Source organism: Agrilactobacillus composti DSM 18527 = JCM 14202 (assembly GCF_001436375.1).
In the GTDB taxonomy this organism is placed as follows: domain Bacteria; phylum Bacillota; class Bacilli; order Lactobacillales; family Lactobacillaceae; genus Agrilactobacillus; species Agrilactobacillus composti.
The window spans coordinates 167,574-182,756 of the sequence record NZ_AZGA01000070.1; the positions used below are offsets into that span (position 1 = coordinate 167,574).

The 15,183-nt window shown below is 41.7% G+C and carries 30 protein-coding genes; 2 read left to right on the forward strand and 28 right to left on the reverse strand.

All coding sequences use genetic code 11. The annotated features are described in order from the left end of the window. Nucleotides 1-3: 3 nt before the first annotated feature. The 28 genes from FC83_RS12080 to rpsJ all read right to left on the reverse strand — a co-directional run bounded on the left by FC83_RS12080 (nucleotide 4) and on the right by rpsJ (nucleotide 13,425). On the reverse strand, nucleotides 4-942 hold the full coding sequence (locus FC83_RS12080) for a DNA-directed RNA polymerase subunit alpha (RefSeq protein ID WP_035452989.1): 939 nt from the start codon (nucleotides 940-942) through the stop codon (nucleotides 4-6). Between the two features lie 84 nt (nucleotides 943-1,026). Further along, nucleotides 1,027-1,416, reverse strand: a complete 390-nt coding sequence (gene rpsK / locus FC83_RS12085) for a 30S ribosomal protein S11 (RefSeq protein ID WP_035452987.1) — start codon at nucleotides 1,414-1,416, stop codon at nucleotides 1,027-1,029. 20 nt (nucleotides 1,417-1,436) lie between these two features. After that, nucleotides 1,437-1,802 (reverse strand): 30S ribosomal protein S13, encoded by a 366-nt coding sequence (gene rpsM / locus FC83_RS12090; RefSeq protein ID WP_035452985.1) that lies wholly within the window; start codon nucleotides 1,800-1,802, stop codon nucleotides 1,437-1,439. A gap of 25 nt (nucleotides 1,803-1,827) precedes the next feature. Further along, the gene (gene rpmJ, locus FC83_RS16955; protein ID WP_057823560.1) at nucleotides 1,828-1,944 is read right to left on the reverse strand and encodes a 50S ribosomal protein L36; all 117 of its coding nucleotides are present in this window, start codon (nucleotides 1,942-1,944) and stop codon (nucleotides 1,828-1,830) included. Nucleotides 1,945-1,995: 51 nt separating this feature from the next. After that, the gene (gene infA, locus FC83_RS12095) at nucleotides 1,996-2,214 is read right to left on the reverse strand and encodes a translation initiation factor IF-1 (protein ID WP_035452983.1); all 219 of its coding nucleotides are present in this window, start codon (nucleotides 2,212-2,214) and stop codon (nucleotides 1,996-1,998) included. A 131-nt stretch (nucleotides 2,215-2,345) separates the two neighbouring features. Then, on the reverse strand, nucleotides 2,346-2,999 hold the full coding sequence (locus tag FC83_RS12100) for an adenylate kinase (protein WP_035452981.1): 654 nt from the start codon (nucleotides 2,997-2,999) through the stop codon (nucleotides 2,346-2,348). 10 nt (nucleotides 3,000-3,009) lie between these two features. Further along, nucleotides 3,010-4,308, reverse strand: coding sequence for a preprotein translocase subunit SecY (gene secY / locus FC83_RS12105; RefSeq protein WP_035452979.1), 1,299 nt, complete (start codon nucleotides 4,306-4,308; stop codon nucleotides 3,010-3,012). Further along, nucleotides 4,309-4,749 (reverse strand): 50S ribosomal protein L15, encoded by a 441-nt coding sequence (gene rplO, locus FC83_RS12110; protein ID WP_035452977.1) that lies wholly within the window; start codon nucleotides 4,747-4,749, stop codon nucleotides 4,309-4,311. A gap of 31 nt (nucleotides 4,750-4,780) precedes the next feature. Then, nucleotides 4,781-4,966, reverse strand: coding sequence for a 50S ribosomal protein L30 (gene rpmD, locus FC83_RS12115; RefSeq protein ID WP_035452975.1), 186 nt, complete (start codon nucleotides 4,964-4,966; stop codon nucleotides 4,781-4,783). 13 nt (nucleotides 4,967-4,979) lie between these two features. Beyond that, a complete protein-coding gene (rpsE, locus tag FC83_RS12120) occupies nucleotides 4,980-5,483 on the reverse strand; it encodes a 30S ribosomal protein S5 (protein ID WP_035452973.1) in 504 nt (167 codons plus the stop codon). A 20-nt stretch (nucleotides 5,484-5,503) separates the two neighbouring features. Further along, nucleotides 5,504-5,872, reverse strand: coding sequence for a 50S ribosomal protein L18 (gene rplR / locus FC83_RS12125; protein WP_035452971.1), 369 nt, complete (start codon nucleotides 5,870-5,872; stop codon nucleotides 5,504-5,506). Between the two features lie 30 nt (nucleotides 5,873-5,902). Further along, nucleotides 5,903-6,433, reverse strand: coding sequence for a 50S ribosomal protein L6 (gene rplF, locus FC83_RS12130; protein WP_035452969.1), 531 nt, complete (start codon nucleotides 6,431-6,433; stop codon nucleotides 5,903-5,905). A gap of 19 nt (nucleotides 6,434-6,452) precedes the next feature. Beyond that, on the reverse strand, nucleotides 6,453-6,851 hold the full coding sequence (rpsH, locus tag FC83_RS12135) for a 30S ribosomal protein S8 (protein ID WP_035452967.1): 399 nt from the start codon (nucleotides 6,849-6,851) through the stop codon (nucleotides 6,453-6,455). A 26-nt stretch (nucleotides 6,852-6,877) separates the two neighbouring features. Further along, a complete protein-coding gene (locus tag FC83_RS16960) occupies nucleotides 6,878-7,063 on the reverse strand; it encodes a type Z 30S ribosomal protein S14 (protein WP_081763082.1) in 186 nt (61 codons plus the stop codon). 12 nt (nucleotides 7,064-7,075) lie between these two features. Further along, entirely contained in the window at nucleotides 7,076-7,618 is a 543-nt protein-coding gene (gene rplE, locus FC83_RS12140; RefSeq protein ID WP_035452965.1) for a 50S ribosomal protein L5, read from the reverse strand. 24 nt (nucleotides 7,619-7,642) lie between these two features. Further along, nucleotides 7,643-7,951: a 50S ribosomal protein L24 gene (gene rplX, locus FC83_RS12145; RefSeq protein ID WP_035452963.1), complete on the reverse strand. Its 309-nt coding sequence runs from the start codon at nucleotides 7,949-7,951 to the stop codon at nucleotides 7,643-7,645. 40 nt (nucleotides 7,952-7,991) lie between these two features. Further along, a complete protein-coding gene (gene rplN / locus FC83_RS12150) occupies nucleotides 7,992-8,360 on the reverse strand; it encodes a 50S ribosomal protein L14 (protein WP_035452961.1) in 369 nt (122 codons plus the stop codon). A 28-nt stretch (nucleotides 8,361-8,388) separates the two neighbouring features. After that, nucleotides 8,389-8,658: a 30S ribosomal protein S17 gene (gene rpsQ / locus FC83_RS12155; protein WP_035452960.1), complete on the reverse strand. Its 270-nt coding sequence runs from the start codon at nucleotides 8,656-8,658 to the stop codon at nucleotides 8,389-8,391. Between the two features lie 23 nt (nucleotides 8,659-8,681). Further along, entirely contained in the window at nucleotides 8,682-8,876 is a 195-nt protein-coding gene (rpmC, locus tag FC83_RS12160; RefSeq protein ID WP_035452958.1) for a 50S ribosomal protein L29, read from the reverse strand. Continuing rightward, nucleotides 8,866-9,300, reverse strand: coding sequence for a 50S ribosomal protein L16 (gene rplP, locus FC83_RS12165; protein ID WP_035452956.1), 435 nt, complete (start codon nucleotides 9,298-9,300; stop codon nucleotides 8,866-8,868). Before rplP ends, rpmC begins: the two co-directional genes overlap by 11 nt. Next, nucleotides 9,300-9,965 carry a 30S ribosomal protein S3 gene (gene rpsC / locus FC83_RS12170; RefSeq protein WP_035452955.1) on the reverse strand — a complete coding sequence of 222 codons (666 nt, stop codon included), beginning with the start codon at nucleotides 9,963-9,965 and terminating at the stop codon, nucleotides 9,300-9,302. Before rpsC ends, rplP begins: the two co-directional genes overlap by 1 nt. A 12-nt stretch (nucleotides 9,966-9,977) precedes the next feature. Continuing rightward, nucleotides 9,978-10,337, reverse strand: a complete 360-nt coding sequence (gene rplV / locus FC83_RS12175) for a 50S ribosomal protein L22 (RefSeq protein WP_035452953.1) — start codon at nucleotides 10,335-10,337, stop codon at nucleotides 9,978-9,980. Between the two features lie 17 nt (nucleotides 10,338-10,354). Continuing rightward, nucleotides 10,355-10,636: a 30S ribosomal protein S19 gene (gene rpsS, locus FC83_RS12180; RefSeq protein ID WP_035452951.1), complete on the reverse strand. Its 282-nt coding sequence runs from the start codon at nucleotides 10,634-10,636 to the stop codon at nucleotides 10,355-10,357. Nucleotides 10,637-10,673: 37 nt separating this feature from the next. Then, the gene (gene rplB / locus FC83_RS12185; protein WP_035452949.1) at nucleotides 10,674-11,504 is read right to left on the reverse strand and encodes a 50S ribosomal protein L2; all 831 of its coding nucleotides are present in this window, start codon (nucleotides 11,502-11,504) and stop codon (nucleotides 10,674-10,676) included. Nucleotides 11,505-11,524: 20 nt separating this feature from the next. Beyond that, nucleotides 11,525-11,809: a 50S ribosomal protein L23 gene (gene rplW / locus FC83_RS12190; protein ID WP_035452947.1), complete on the reverse strand. Its 285-nt coding sequence runs from the start codon at nucleotides 11,807-11,809 to the stop codon at nucleotides 11,525-11,527. Further along, nucleotides 11,809-12,432 carry a 50S ribosomal protein L4 gene (gene rplD / locus FC83_RS12195; protein WP_035452945.1) on the reverse strand — a complete coding sequence of 208 codons (624 nt, stop codon included), beginning with the start codon at nucleotides 12,430-12,432 and terminating at the stop codon, nucleotides 11,809-11,811. Before rplD ends, rplW begins: the two co-directional genes overlap by 1 nt. Before the next feature lie 20 nt (nucleotides 12,433-12,452). Further along, on the reverse strand, nucleotides 12,453-13,085 hold the full coding sequence (rplC, locus tag FC83_RS12200; RefSeq protein WP_035452944.1) for a 50S ribosomal protein L3: 633 nt from the start codon (nucleotides 13,083-13,085) through the stop codon (nucleotides 12,453-12,455). 31 nt (nucleotides 13,086-13,116) lie between these two features. Further along, the gene (gene rpsJ / locus FC83_RS12205; RefSeq protein WP_035452943.1) at nucleotides 13,117-13,425 is read right to left on the reverse strand and encodes a 30S ribosomal protein S10; all 309 of its coding nucleotides are present in this window, start codon (nucleotides 13,423-13,425) and stop codon (nucleotides 13,117-13,119) included. A gap of 292 nt (nucleotides 13,426-13,717) precedes the next feature. On the opposite strand from rpsJ, the gene FC83_RS12210 reads away from it, so the two are divergent. Next, complete coding sequence (locus FC83_RS12210; protein WP_035452942.1) at nucleotides 13,718-14,290, forward strand: cysteine hydrolase family protein; 573 nt, start codon at nucleotides 13,718-13,720, stop codon at nucleotides 14,288-14,290. A gap of 198 nt (nucleotides 14,291-14,488) precedes the next feature. Then, on the forward strand, nucleotides 14,489-15,183 hold a 695-nt coding region (locus FC83_RS17470), incomplete at its 3' end, for a nuclease/transposase family protein (protein ID WP_476692192.1).

Consider the following 15,183-nt stretch of genomic DNA (forward strand, 5'->3'; position numbering starts at 1 on the left):
CATTTAATCTTCTTGTTTGAGTGATAAACCTAGATCACTAAGTTTATTTTTAACTTCTTCTAAGGATTTACGGCCTAAGTTACGAACCTTCATCATGTCAGCTTCGGTCTTGTTAGTCAATTCCTGCACTGTATTGATTCCGGCACGTTTCAAGCAATTGTACGAACGGACAGACAAGTCCAATTCTTCAATTGTCATTTCAAGCATCTTTTCCTTATGGGTTTCTTCTTTTTCAACCATAACTTCGGTATTCTTAGCTTCATCAGTTAAGTTTACGAAGATGCTTAAATGATCCGTTAAAATCTTAGCAGCCAAACTAATTGCTTCACGGGGATTAATGGAACCATTGGTCCAAACGTCAAGCGTCAGTTTGTCAAAATCATTGCGTTTTCCGACACGAGTGCTTTCAACTTGATAATTCACGCGATCGATTGGGGTAAAAATAGAATCAATTGGTAAAACACCAATAGGGGTATCTTCAGTTTTGTTTTGGTCAGCTGGCACATACCCACGACCTTGTTTAACCATCATACGAACGTGAAAATGGCCACCTTCAGCTACAGTACAAATATATTGTTCAGGATTCAATACTTCAATATCGCTATCGGTAATGATATCACCCGCAGTAACTTTTGCTGGACCTTCAACGTCAATTTCAACCGTTCTTGCTTCCTCGCTATGAGATTTCAAAGCGAGTTTTTTAATATTCAAGATGATCTGTGTGACATCTTCAAGAACGCCATCGATAGTCGAAAATTCGTGAAGTACACCGTCAATTTGGATGCTAGAAACTGCTGCGCCAGATAATGAAGACAGTAAAATCCGTCTTAATGAATTACCCAAAGTAGTCCCATATCCGCGTTCAAGAGGCTCAATTACGAACTTCCCATAATTTGTACTTTCATCAACTTTAGCAATCGTTGGCTTTTCAAATTCGATCATTCTTGTCAGTACCCCTTTCAAAATGAGCAGTGCTTATCAGATTTACGTTTAGAAATAATATTGACAATCTATAACCGCACCCAACTAAACACGACGACGTTTTGGTGGACGAGAACCATTATGGGGTACAGGTGTCACGTCACGAATGGCCGTTACTTCCAAACCAGTAGCTTGAAGTGAACGAATTGCAGCTTCACGACCTGAGCCAGGTCCTTTGACAGCAACTTCTACAGCCTTCATGCCATGTTCCATAGATTCTTTTGCAGCAGATTCAGCAGCCATTTGCGCCGCAAATGGTGTTGACTTACGGCTACCTTTGAAACCTAAAGCACCAGCTGAAGACCAAGCAATTGCGTTGCCTTGGGGATCAGTGATCATAACCAAAGTATTATTAAATGTTGAGTGAATGTGCGCAACGCCAGATTCGATATTTTTACGAACACGGCGTTTACGTGTTGTTTTCTTCGTTGCCATTAGTTAACCTCCCTTTTCAGTTATTTCTTCTTGCCGGCGATGGAGACCTTAGGGCCTTTACGAGTCCGGGCATTGTTCTTAGTGTTTTGGCCACGTACAGGTAAACCCCGACGATGACGCATCCCACGATAAGAACCAATTTCTTGTAGACGTTTGATATCCATATTAACAGAACGGCGTAAGTCACCTTCAACACGGTAGTTGTCGACAACGGCACGAATCTTATCTTCTTGATCAGGTGTTAAGGCGTTTGTACGAACGTCTTCAGATACACCAGCAGTTGCTAAGATTTTTTGTGCAGTCGTGTTACCAATACCAAAAATATAAGTTAAAGCAATGACGATACGCTTATCTTTAGGTAAATCAATACCAGCGATACGAGCCATATTGGCACCTCCTATTTATTTAATATTAACCTTGGCGTTGTTTGTGTTTTGGATTTGCAGAACAAATTACCATGACACGGCCTTTTCTTTTAATTACTTTACAATGTTCGCACATTGGTTTTACTGATGGTCTTACTTTCATAATACGACATCCTCCTTTATAAAGATGTACATCTAGATCGACTGCTTACGACTACTTGAAACGGTAAGTGATTCTACCTTTAGTCAAGTCATAAGGTGACAATTCAACTGTGACACGATCCCCAGGTAAAATACGAATGTAATGCATCCGAATTTTACCAGAGACGTGTGCCAAAATAGTTGCGCCATTTTCTAATTCTACTTTAAACATTGCGTTGGGCAAAGTATCAATTACTTTACCTTCAACTTCAATAACATCGTCCTTAGCCAAGTGGAAACCTCCCTTACAAAACTGAACGCATAAAAATGGTGAGAGCCTCAGCACTCACCGCCGTGTCATACCGAGTTAGTATACCATATTACAAATAATTTGCAACTGATGCTGCTTGCTTGGTTGAAAAGTTAGTTCAGCTTAGCTAAGACGCCAGTTATTTGTTTAAATACATCATCAATGTCTTGATCACCGTTAACTGTGTGTAATAGACCTTTTGATTTATAAAAATCAATTAAAGGAGTGTTCATTTTGATGTTGACGTCTAAACGATTTTTAACTGTTTCAGGTTTGTCATCTTCACGTTGGAAAAATTCATGTCCGCCACAACGATCACAAGTCCCTGCAACCTTCGTCGGATTGTAAATTTTGTGGTAAGTTGCGCCACAGTTCTTACAAATGTAGCGACCGGATAGACGATCAACCAATTTTTTTGGATCAACGTCTATGTTAATGACAGCATCAAGGGGTTTGTCTAAATCGGCCGTAATCTGATTCAAAGCTTCAGCTTGGGCAATGGTCCGAGGAAAACCATCAAGCATATAGCCATCAGCTGTATCCCCTTGGGCCAAGCGTGCTTTCACAATAGCTTCAGTTACGTCGTCAGGTACTAAGTTACCTTGATCCATAAAAGCTTTTGCTTTCAAACCAATTTCTGTTTTGTTAGCAATAGCTTCGCGAAACATATCCCCAGTCGAAATATGTTGGATGTGAAATTCATCCACAATTTTTTCGGCTTGCGTGCCCTTACCAGCACCAGGTAAACCCATTAAAATTAAATTCATTATGTTCTCCTCAGTCTCTTATAAATCCTACATATTCACGTTTCATCAACAAACCACTTAATTGGCGGTTCATTTCAATCGCTGCTTGCACAACGATCAACAAACTGGTTCCCCCCAACCCAATGGATTGTGGTAGACCCCAAAGGTTGGTTGCCAACTGTGGTAACAGGGCAACTAAACCTAAGAACAATGATCCGACAGTGGATAATTTCATCAACATCTGTGATAAGTATTTTTCAGTTGCTTTACCTGGCCAAACGCTAGGAATGTAACTGCCTTGTTTTTGTAAATTCTCAGATACTTTTTCAGGATTGACCTGCACAAAAGCGTAGAAGAACGTAAACAGGATAATTAGCACCGTGTATAAAATTGCACCCGTCGTTGTTTGCATGCTGAAGACGTTTTGTAGAACTTGGAACCAATGATCTTCACTGTGATTTTGTTGGAAAATCAACAGAATCGTTGAAGGCATTACAATAAAAGAACTGGCGAAGATTACTGGGATAACCCCAGCCACATTGATTTTCAATGGTAGAAATGATTCACTACCACCACCGACAACACGCCGGGTATAACGAATCGGAATCTTACGGTTTGCTTGTTGCACGTAAGTTACAAATGCGATGATCACGAGCACAGCGATAAGTAATACGGCTAGGAAAATCCAGCCCTTCCACTGATTACCAGCACCGGCATTGACAACTTGATCTTTGTATAACTGCTGCACGCCAGCAGGCAAGCGGGCAATGATACCAGCAAAGATAATCATAGTAATCCCATTACCTAAACCACGATCGGTGATTTGCTCACCCATCCAAGTTAATAACATGGTCCCACCGGTTAAGATGATCCCAATGACAACAAACGTACCTGTCCCGGGATTTTTAACCAAGCCCATGCTACTCAAAGCGTTGAATCCAGCAGTAATACCAATGGATTGAATGAATGCTAAGACAATCGTCAGATAACGGGTAACCTGATTTGATTTCCGCCGGCCGACTTCACCTTGCTTACTCCATTCAGTTAGCTTGGGGACAATGTCCATTTGCAATAACTGAATGACGATCTGAGCTGTGATGTACGGTGACACCCCCATGGAGAAAATGGAGTAGTTGCTTAAACCACCACCACTGACTGTATCCATAAAGGAAATTAAACCAGTTTGGCCAATCGATGTCAAAGCTTTCGCATTTACACCTGGCACAGTGACTTGTGACCCGAGGGCATAAATGACTAAAATGCCCAAAGTAAAGAGAATTTTAGAACGAATTTCCTTTACTTTGAAAGCATCTCTCAACGTTTTGAACAATTAAATCACCTCAATAGAACCGCCGGCAGCTTCAACTGCTTCTTTGGCAGCTTGAGAGAATTGATTAACTTTGATATCTAACTTAGTTGTCAATTCGCCCTTAGCTAGTAATTTAACTCCTGATTTAGTATTTTTGATCACGCCGTTTTCTTTTAAGAATGCAGGTGTGATTTCAGTACCAGCATCGAATTTATTTAAATCACGAATGTTGATGACTGCGTATTCTTTGCGGTTGATGTTTTTGAAACCGCGTTTTGGCATACGTCTGTATAAAGGCATTTGGCCACCTTCAAAACCGGGACGTGTTTTACCACCAGAACGAGCCAACAAACCTTTTTGACCACGGCCGGCTGTTTTACCAGTACCAGAAGAAGTACCGCGACCAACACGTTTGCGACTGTGACGGGCACCTTCACTAATTTCTAATTCATGTAATTTCATGCAGTTACACCTCCTTGATATAGACTATTGTTTAACCTTCAACAACTTCAACACTAACTAAGTGCGCAATTTTAACAATTGCACCACGTGTAGCAGCATTATCAGGTTTTACGACGGAACTACTAACGCGACCTAATCCTAATTCCTTAACGACTTTACGTTGTTCGGGAATACGATGAGCCACACTGCGTCTTAAAGTAATCTTTAATTGAGCCATCCGTTTTAGCCTCCTAGCCTTCTAAACTTTCGACAGAAACGCCACGAAGTGCTGCAACCTCAGCAGCAGTCTTTAATTCCTTTAAGGCTTCCATAGTTGCGCGAATAACATTGATTGGTGTATTGCGACCAAGTGATTTACTTGTTACATCAGCAACACCACCTAATTCCATGACGGCACGTACGGGACCACCAGCGGCAATACCAGAACCAGCTTCGGCAGGTTTCAACATAATACGGCCTGCACCGAATTGGCCAATAACTTCATGAGGGATTGTTGTGCCAACCATTGGCACGTCGATCAAGCTCTTCTTGGCTGCATCTGCTGCTTTACGGATTGCTTCAGGAACTTCCTGGGCTTTACCAGTACCAAAGCCAACATGACCAGCTTTATCGCCGACAATAACAATTGCGGCAAAACGTAAGCGACGGCCACCTTTGACAACTTTGGTTACACGGTTAATAGAAACAACGCGATCTTCAAGATCTAAATGTGTTGGGTCAATAAATGATGCCATTTAACAGTTACCTCCTTTTATTAGAATTCTAAGCCATTTTCTCTTGCTGCATCTGCTAAAGCTTTAACACGACCATGATACAAATAGCCGCCCCGATCAAAGACAACGTCTTTAAAACCTTTTGCTTCAGCCCGCTTAGCGATCAAAGCACCAACAGCTACGGCTTGTTCAGTTTTGGTACCTTTAGCATCGAGTTCTTTATCTAACGTGGAGGCACTGACTAGCGTCACACCCGCTACGTCATCAATTAATTGCGCGTAGATGTGTTGGTTAGAACGGAAAACGTTCAAACGTGGGCGCTCTGCAGTACCAGAAATTTTGTTACGGACACGCATATGACGTTTTTGGCGTGTTTTATTCTTATCTGGTTTAGTAATCAAAATGTTCACCTCTAAATTTATAGTCAGCGCTATGCTGCATTACTTACCTGTTTTACCTTCTTTACGACGAACATATTCATCAACGTAACGAATACCTTTACCTTTGTAAGGTTCTGGTGGTCGAACGCCACGAATTGTTGCCGCAAATTCACCGATTACTTGTTTACTAATACCGCTCAAGTTAATTTCAGTGTTTGAAGGAACTTCAATCTTAACACCTTCAGGTGCTGTCATTTCAACTGGATGAGAGTAGCCGACGTTTAAGACAAGTTTTTTACCTTGTAATTGCGCACGGTACCCGACACCAATCAATTTTAACTTCTTTTCATAACCTTCAGTCACGCCGATGATCATATTTTGCAAGTTGGAACGCATTGTACCATGTAATGCTTTATAAGAATCATCCGGACGATCAAGTTTAATTTCTTGGCCTTCTTGTGTAATTGTAATAGCGGGTTCAAAGTGACGTGTTAATGCACCCTTAGGGCCTTTAACGGTGTAGTCTGAACCGTTGTTTGTTACAGTTACGTTTTCAGGGACCTCGATAACTTTATAACCAATACGACTCACGTTGTTGCACCTCCTCTAATTACCAAATATAAGCTAAGACTTCGCCGCCGACGTCTTTTTGACGGGCTTCTTTGTCTGTTAAAATACCAGTAGAAGTAGAGATAACTGCGATGCCTAAGCCGTTTAAGACCTTAGGCACATCATCAGCTTTGACGTAGCTTCTCAAACCTGGTTTTGAAATACGTTTTAAACCTGTAATAACGCGTTCGTTATCCTTACCATACTTCAAGAAAATACGAATGACGTTTTGTTTATTATCTTCAATTACTTCGTAATCGCGGATAAAGCCTTCACGTTTCAGAATATCTGAAATGGCAACTTTGACTTTAGATGATGGAACATCTAAAGAAGTATGTCGAACCATGTTGGCGTTACGGATACGAGTTAAGTAATCAGCAATCGGATCAGTAAGAGACATATTGCGTTTCCTCCTTTATTGGAATTTTACCAGCTGGCTTTTCTCATGCCAGGGATTTGACCTTCATGAGCGAGCTCACGTAGGCAGATACGGCATAATTTAAACTTACGATAAACAGAATGGGGACGGCCGCAACGTTCGCAACGCGTATATTCTTGAGTTGAAAATTTAGCAGGTCTCTTATTCTTTGCGATTAAAGATTTTTTAGCCAATATGAACCCCCCTTATTTAGCAAATGGCATACCGACTTGTCTAAGAAGTTCTAAGCCTTCTTCGTCAGTATTAGCAGTTGTAACGATAACGACATCCAAACCACGGACACGTTCGACTTGATCATAATCGATTTCAGGGAAGATTAATTGTTCCTTGATCCCTAATGTGTAGTTCCCACGACCATCAAACGATTTTGGACTAACACCATGGAAGTCCCGAACGCCTGGCAAGGAAACATTGATCAACTTGTCTAAAAAGTCCCACATGCGTGTGCCACGCAAGGTAACTTTCGCACCGATTGGCATGCCTTCACGTAAACGGAAGCCGGCAATGGACTTTTTAGCTTTCGTGATCAATGGTTTTTGACCAGCGATCAAAGTTAATTCATCAACCGCACGATCCAAGTTCTTGGAGTTTGATACGGCATCACCAACACCCATGTTCAAAACGATCTTTTCGATCTTAGGTGTTTGCATAACAGAAGTATAGTTGAACTTTTCCATCATGGCAGGTGTAATTTCTTTTTGATATTTTGCTTTTAAACGATTTTCCATCTAACTATTGTCCTCCTTTCGAGATTAGTCGATCTGTTCACCAGAGCGCTTAGCAACGCGGACTTTTTTACCATCCACAATTTTAGAGCCAACACGCGTTGGTTTGTTATCTTTAGGATCTAGTAATTGTACGTTGGAAACGTGAATTGCAGCTTCAACGTCCACGATACCACCGTTAGGGTTGGCATTGCTTGGTTTTTGATGTTTTTTGATTTTGTTAACACCTTCAACAACTACGCGATCTTGTTTAAGTAGGACTTGTGTTACAGTACCTTCCTTACCCTTGTCTTTGCCGCTAATCACGCGGACTTTATCGCCGGTCTTAATGTACATGCACCTGACACCTCCATATCTCTGTTAAGGCTTATACGAATTAAAGTACTTCTGGAGCTAATGAGACAATCTTCATGAAATCATTGTCACGTAATTCACGTGCAACTGGGCCGAAGATACGTGTGCCCCGTGGGCTCTTGTCAGCGTTAATGATAACAGCTGCATTTTCATCAAAGCGAATGTATGAACCATCAGCACGACGGGCACCAGATCTTGTCCGAACGATAACGGCTTTAACAACTTCACCTTTTTTGACAACGCCACCTGGTGTTGCTTGTTTAACAGTAGCAACGATCGTATCACCAATACCTGCGAACTTACGGTTAGAACCACCTAAAACTTTGATTGTCAAAATTTCACGGGCACCGGAGTTGTCGGCAACTTTCAAACGACTTTCTTGTTGAATCACTTGAACAGCCTCCCTTCATTTATAAGAATTACAACGTTACAGATTTCTCAACAATTTCCAGTAAACGGAAGCGTTTGAGTTTGGACAATGGCCGAGTTTCCATGATTTTAACAATATCGCCAATTTTAGCGTCGTTGTTGTCATCTTGAACATAATACTTCTTGGAATAACGGACACGTTTGCCATATGTTGGATGTGCTTTTGTAGTTTCAACGATTACAGTAATAGTCTTGTCAGCTTTGTCAGAAACCACGCGGCCTTGATAGACTTTACGTTCGTTACGTTTTGTTTCGCTCAAATTGTGTCGCTCCTTTCTGGGTTTTACTTATTGAGTTCTTGTTGCTTTAAGACAGTCTTGATCCGGGCAATGTTCTTACGAACCGCCTTTAGTCGAGCTGTATTTTCAAGTTGACCAGTAGCTTGTTGAAAATGTAGATTAAAAAGTTCTTCTTTATATTCTTTTTCTTTGGCAAGCATTTCGTCAGTGGTTAATTCTTTAATATCTTTAGCCTTCATCTGATTCGCCACCTACTTCCTCGCGCTTAACAAATTTTGTCCGAATTGGCAATTTGTTAGAAGCTAAGCGCAATGCTTCGCGGGCTGTTTCTTCAGAAACACCAGCGATTTCAAACATGATCTTTTCACGTTTAACTGGGGCAACCCATCCTGCAGGTGCACCTTTACCAGAACCCATACGTACCCCAACACCTTTAGCAGTGTAGGATTTATGAGGGAAAATCCGAATCCAGATTTTACCACCACGTTTTGTATATCTAGTCATGGCAATACGGGCAGCTTCAATTTGACGGTTAGTGATCCAGTGTGATTCAAGAGCTTTCAAACCATATTCACCGAAATCAACGTTCTTACCGCCTTTAGCAGCACCACGCATCTTACCACGGAATTCACGACGGTATTTTACACGCTTTGGTACAAGCATTATCGTTTGCCTCCTTCCGCATTGTTGTTAGCAGGCTTATCAGGTAAAATTTCACCCCGATAAATCCAAGTCTTGACACCTAATTTACCATAAGTGGTAATAGCTTCTTGCCAAGAATAATCAATATCAGCACGCAATGTGTGCAATGGAACGGTACCTTCTGTATGCCATTCTTTACGGGCAATATCAGCACCGTTGACACGACCAGAGATTTGAACTTTGATACCTTTGGCACCGGCACGCATTGTTCTTTGGATTGCTTGTCTTTGTGCACGACGGAAAGCCACACGTGCTTCAAGTTGACGGGCAACGCCTTCACCGACTAATTTAGCATCTAAGTCAGGTTTCTTGATTTCAATGATGTTGATGTGTACCTTACGACCAGTTAAGTTGTTTAACTCTTTACGTAAGTTTTCAACTTCAGATCCACCTTTACCAATGACCATACCAGGTTTAGCGGTGTGGATAGAAATATTGACACGATTTGCAGCACGTTCGATTTCTACTTGAGAAACTGAAGCGTCGATCAATCGTTTGTTGATGTATTTACGGATCCGCAAGTCTTCATGAAGAAAAGTTGCAAAATCTTTTTCTGCATACCATTTAGCATCCCAGTCGCGAATGACACCGACACGGAAGCCGATTGGATTAATCTTTTGTCCCAAATTATTCCCTCCTTAGTCTTCTTTTTCAGCAACAACCACGGTGATGTGGCTTGTGCGTTTATTGATTGGTGAAGCAGAACCCTTTGCACGAGGACGGAAACGTTTTAACGTTGGGCCTTCGTCAACATAGGCTTTGGTGATAACCAGGTTTTCTGCATCTAAATCATAGTTATGTTCTGCATTAGCAACAGCTGATTTCAAAACTTTTGTGATGATTGGTGAAGCACCACGTGGTGTGAATTGCAAGATTGCTAAAGCTTCAGCAACACTTCTACCACGAATCGTATCGATCACAAGGCGAGCTTTACGAGGGGCAATGCGGACCGTTTTAGCAGTTGCTGTAGCGGATGTTACTTGAACTTGATCTGCCATTTGATAAATCTCCCTTCTTACTTAGCTGCCGTTTTCTTGTCATCAGTTCCGTGACCACGGAAAGTACGTGTTGGTACAAATTCGCCTAATTTATGGCCTACCATATCTTCTTGAATATAAACTGGGACGTGTTTTCTCCCATCATAAACAGCGATAGTATAACCAATAAAACTAGGGAAAATTGTAGAACGACGTGACCAAGTACGGATTACTGTCTTTTTATCTTGATCTGCTTGGGCATCAATCTTCTTTAAAAGATGTGCATCAGCGAATGGTCCTTTTTTAAGGCTGCGACCCATTATGAAACCTCCTTATGTGTATTCACTAAAACAAAAATTACTTCGTACGATGACGAACGATGAACTTCTCAGATTTAGCTTTACCGTTACGTGTCTTCTTACCAAGTGTCTTCTTACCCCATGGTGATAATGGCGAAGGACGACCGATTGGTGCTTTACCTTCACCACCACCGTGTGGGTGATCGTTAGGGTTCATAACAGACCCACGGACAGTTGGGCGAATGCCTAACCAGCGTTTACGACCGGCTTTACCAATGGCAATCAATTCATGTTGTTCGTTCCCAACTTCACCGATTGTAGCGCGGTTAGCGGAAAGGATCATTCGAACTTCACCTGAACCTAAACGAACCAATGAGTACTTGCCTTCACGACCAAGCAATTGTGCTGAAGTCCCTGCAGAACGTACTAATTGACCACCTTTACCAGGTTTCAATTCGATATTATGAATTAAAGTACCAACTGGAATGTTTGCTAATGGCAAAGCATTACCAGTCTTGATATCAGCATCTGGACCAGAAACGATGACATCGCCAACGTTTAAGCCTTTAGGTGCTAAAATGTAGGTTTTGACCCCATCTTCATAATGGATCAAAGCAATGTTTGCAGTTCTGTTTGGATCATATTCAATGGCTTTAACGTGACCATTGACGTTATCTTTCAAACGCTTGAAGTCGATAATACGATACTTTTGCTTATGACCACCACCACGATGGCGAACGGTAATATGACCGTGTGCATTACGACCAGCGGTATGACTTTGTGATTCTAATAAAGACTTTTCAGGGGTCTTTTTAGTGATTTCGGCGAAATCAGACGCAGTCATATTCCGACGGCCGTTTGTGGTTGGTTTGTATTTAATAATTCCCACGGAACGTCCCTCCTAAATGATTAATCTTCGAAAATCTTGATTGGTTCTGAATCAGCGGTTAATGTCACAATTGCCTTCCGGCGCTTGTCAGTATAACCTGTGAAGCGACCCACACGTTTTTTCTTAGGATGAACGTTCATGATGTTAACCTTGGCAACTTTAACGCCGAAGATTTCTTCGACTGCTTTGCGTACGGCAACTTTGTTGGCGTCTACAGCTACATCAAATGTGTATTTGTGGTCGTCCATCGCATTCATCGTTGCTTCAGTAACGATGGGGCGCTTAATAATGTCTCTAGCTGTCATTATGCAAGCACCTCCTCAATCTTGTCTAATGCTTTCTTTGTTAAAACTAATTTATCAGTGTTAGCAACGTCTAAAACGTTCAATTGATCAGCTGCTAAGACAGAAACGCCTTCAATGTTACGAGCTGATAATGCAACGTTGTCATTGCCTGCTTCTAAAGCAATCAATAACTTGCCATCTAATTTCAAGTTGCCTAAAACAGCTGTGAAATCTTTGGTCTTTGGTGTTGCTAATTGTAAGTCATCAACTACAACTAAGTCGCCATCGATCACTTTTTGTGACAATACAGACTTAATTGCTAAGCGACGAACTTTACGGGGTAAACGGTAGCTGTAGTCTCTTGGTGTTGGCCCAAAGACAATACCCCCGCCACGCCATTGTGGTGAACGAATGGAACCTTGACGGGCACGACCTGTACCCTTTTGACGCCATGGTTTACGACCACCACCGGAAACAGCAGATCTGTTTTTCGTTGAATGAGTCCCTTGACGTTTGCCAGCGCGTTGCATCAAAATTGCATCTGTTACAACGTTGTTGTTAGGTTCGATACCGAAAATTGCATCTGTTAATTCAACTGTGCCGTTTTCAGAACCGTCTTGTTTAAATAATGTTACGCTTGTCATAAATTAGCCTCCTTCCTGAATTATTTCTGTGTTTTGATTGCGCTCTTGATCGTAACAAATGAGTGTTTAGACCCAGGTACGTTACCTTTGATCAAGATAGCATTGTTGTCAGTGTTAACACTGACAATTTCAAGATTTTGCATAGTAACGGTGTTGTTACCCATCCGACCTGGTAATGGTTTGCCTTTGAATACCCGGTTAATGATCGCACCCATTGAACCTGCGACACGATGATAACGAGAACCGTGGGTTTCAGGACCCCGTGATTGGTTATTCTTTTTAATGTTACCTTGGAAACCATGACCTTTGGAAATACCTGTAACGTCTACGATATCTCCAACTTCAAAGGTGTCGACTTTAACTTCGTCGCCAACTTTATAATCCCCTAGTGCGACATCTCTGATTTCTTTAATGAAGCGCTTAGGGGTCGTGTTTGCTTTTGCTGCATGACCTTTAGCAGGTTTGTTTGACAAAATTTCGCGTTTGTCGTCAAAGCCAAGTTGAATTGCTTCGTAGCCGTCTGTTTCAGGGGTTTTGAGTTGCAAGACAATGTTAGGTTCGGCTTCAATGACAGTAACTGGAATTAATTCCCCGTTGTCGCTGAATACTTGTGTCATACCTACTTTTTTACCTAAGATTCCTTTTCTGGTCATGAGTACACCTCCATGTATAATGTATTTTTAATTATAATTTAATTTCGATATCTACGCCGCTTGGTAAATCAAGTTTCATCAAGGCATCAACAGTTTTAGGTGTTGGGTTAATGATATCGATTAAGCGTTTATGTGTACGCATTTCGAATTGTTCCCGTGAATCTTTGTATTTATGTGGTGCCCGGATCACGGTATACAATGTTCTTTCAGTCGGCAATGGGATTGGACCTGAGATTTGAGCCCCAGTTCTTTGTGCCGTTTCAACGATCTTATCCGCAGATTGATCTAAGATACGGTGTTCATATGCCTTTAAACGAATCCGAATTTTTTGCTTTGCCATAGTGTTACCTCCTTCGTCTATTATCATGAGTAGACTAGCTCTGTGAAAATTCCCGGCGCGCCCGTGGCAATGTATCCGGGCGTGTCGCAACCTTCCACGTCTTAGCCAACCCCTTTTCTAAAAAGGGGCGTACTGGTCTTCCTAAAATCAGCACTTTTAACATGATACTTGAATTTGCTCATAAAAACAAGTCTTTTTTTCATATCGACTTAAATTTTCACTTGAAATCCAAAACATTGACAGTTGGACTATCTGATTCTAAAGTAAGACTTAAAAAATGGAGGTCTGCGTTATGTCAAAAGATACAGCATTAGTGGTCATTGATTATACCAATGACTTTGTAGCTGATAAGGGTAGTTTAACCAGCGGCCAGCCGGCCCAGGCCATTGATGCCTTTATTGCTCAGCGCGCCCAAACTTATTTGGATCAAGGTCAGTTTGTCTTCTTCCCCACGGATCTGCATGTGGCTAATGACCCCTACCATCCGGAGACGAAATTATTCCCACCCCATAATTTAGCCAATACTTGGGGCCGCGAACTGTATGGCCAAACCGGCGCTTGGTTTAAGGCCAACCAAACCCACGATCACGTGCTATTTTTAGATAAGACCCGTTATAATGCTTTTACCGGAACTGATTTAGATTTACGCCTGCGTGCCCGGGGCATCACCACCATCGAATTAGTGGGTGTCTGCACCGATATTTGTATTTTACACACGGCCATTGGTGCCTATGATTTAGGCTACCACCTGATTATTCCAGAAGCTGGCGTTGCCACCTTCAATCCTAGTGGCCATGTGTGGGCTTTACAGCACTTTAAAACTGTCCTGGGGGCAGATGTACCCCAGACAGTTGCCAATCGCTGACAGTAGGGTTCATTTATAATAGAAGAAATAAGTTCACGAAAATATCGGAATTCCTCACGGGATTGAAATCCCGTGAGGAATTCCGATTGAGTTTGAAGAACTCAATTGATTTATAACTATGTGCCTATTTTGAGCACATTTCTTTTCTTATAGTTATTATATAAGTTATAATAACTATAAGAAAAGTAGGTGATAAAAATGCTGTTAAGCCTAACGGTTAAAGCTAAACTCAAACTAGATAACGCTACCGATGCGGCTAAATTTCTGGAGACCGGTGAACAATATCGCTTAGCCTGTAATCATGTTTCTGAGTACATCTTTAGCAATGATTTTGAGCTGAATACTAACAAAATTCAGACAAAGCTTTATCCAGACTTACGGCAACGCTTTGGGCTGAAATCACAATTGGCTATTTCCGCGATCAAAACGACGGTTGCCCGTTATAAAACGCTTCAGACGCAATTGCGACGTAAACCCATGGCTTATCCCACCGGCAAGAAAGATAAAAAGGGCAAAGAAATTTATCTAATAGTCCCCAGAGATCTACACTGGCTTTGGAAACCGATCTGTTTCAAACGCCCGCAAGCTGACTTAGTCCGTAATCGAGATTGGTCTATCGTCGCAGATGGTGAAAAGTTGTCCATCAATACACTTCAAGGTCGGGTAAAAGCTCGTTTTGTGTTAAAAACTGGCTTTGAACAATATCTGGATGGCACTTGGGAATTTGGCGGCGCGAAGTTAATTAAGTCTGGTACCAATTGGTTTTTGCACATTGCGGTCACTAAAGAATTTTCAGAATGTTCCCGTACTGATATGCAACACATTGTGGGACTTGACCGGGGGATCCGGCAATTAGTCACCGCTTATGATGACCAGGGAAAAACAACGTTTTT

Bases quoted from the DNA above. Each gene is read 5' to 3' on its own strand.
- FC83_RS12080 (WP_035452989.1), bottom strand. From the start codon at position 942: ATGATCGAATTTGAAAAGCCAACGATTGCTAAAGTTGATGAAAGTACA.
- rpsK (WP_035452987.1), bottom strand. From the start codon at position 1,416: ATGGCAACGAAGAAAACAACACGTAAACGCCGTGTTCGTAAAAATATC.
- rpsM (WP_035452985.1), bottom strand. From the start codon at position 1,802: ATGGCTCGTATCGCTGGTATTGATTTACCTAAAGATAAGCGTATCGTC.
- rpmJ (WP_057823560.1), bottom strand. From the start codon at position 1,944: ATGAAAGTAAGACCATCAGTAAAACCAATGTGCGAACATTGTAAAGTA.
- FC83_RS12100 (WP_035452981.1), bottom strand. From the start codon at position 2,999: ATGAATTTAATTTTAATGGGTTTACCTGGTGCTGGTAAGGGCACGCAA.
- rplO (WP_035452977.1), bottom strand. From the start codon at position 4,749: ATGAAATTACATGAATTAGAAATTAGTGAAGGTGCCCGTCACAGTCGC.
- rpmD (WP_035452975.1), bottom strand. From the start codon at position 4,966: ATGGCTCAATTAAAGATTACTTTAAGACGCAGTGTGGCTCATCGTATT.
- rpsE (WP_035452973.1), bottom strand. From the start codon at position 5,483: ATGGCATCATTTATTGACCCAACACATTTAGATCTTGAAGATCGCGTT.
- rpsH (WP_035452967.1), bottom strand. From the start codon at position 6,851: ATGTCTCTTACTGATCCGATTGCTGATTACTTAACTCGTATCCGTAAC.
- rplE (WP_035452965.1), bottom strand. From the start codon at position 7,618: ATGGAAAATCGTTTAAAAGCAAAATATCAAAAAGAAATTACACCTGCC.
- rplX (WP_035452963.1), bottom strand. From the start codon at position 7,951: ATGTACATTAAGACCGGCGATAAAGTCCGCGTGATTAGCGGCAAAGAC.
- rpmC (WP_035452958.1), bottom strand. From the start codon at position 8,876: ATGAAGGCTAAAGATATTAAAGAATTAACCACTGACGAAATGCTTGCC.
- rplP (WP_035452956.1), bottom strand. From the start codon at position 9,300: ATGCTTGTACCAAAGCGTGTAAAATACCGTCGTGAATTCCGTGGTAAG.
- rplV (WP_035452953.1), bottom strand. From the start codon at position 10,337: ATGGCAGATCAAGTTCAAGTAACATCCGCTACAGCAACTGCTAAAACG.
- rpsS (WP_035452951.1), bottom strand. From the start codon at position 10,636: ATGGGTCGCAGCCTTAAAAAAGGACCATTCGCTGATGCACATCTTTTA.
- rplW (WP_035452947.1), bottom strand. From the start codon at position 11,809: ATGACAGCTAGAGACATTATTAAGCGCCCCATCGTTACTGAAGCAACG.
- rplD (WP_035452945.1), bottom strand. From the start codon at position 12,432: ATGACAAGCGTAACATTATTTAAACAAGACGGTTCTGAAAACGGCACA.
- rplC (WP_035452944.1), bottom strand. From the start codon at position 13,085: ATGACCAGAAAAGGAATCTTAGGTAAAAAAGTAGGTATGACACAAGTA.
- rpsJ (WP_035452943.1), bottom strand. From the start codon at position 13,425: ATGGCAAAGCAAAAAATTCGGATTCGTTTAAAGGCATATGAACACCGT.
- FC83_RS12210 (WP_035452942.1), top strand. From the start codon at position 13,718: ATGTCAAAAGATACAGCATTAGTGGTCATTGATTATACCAATGACTTT.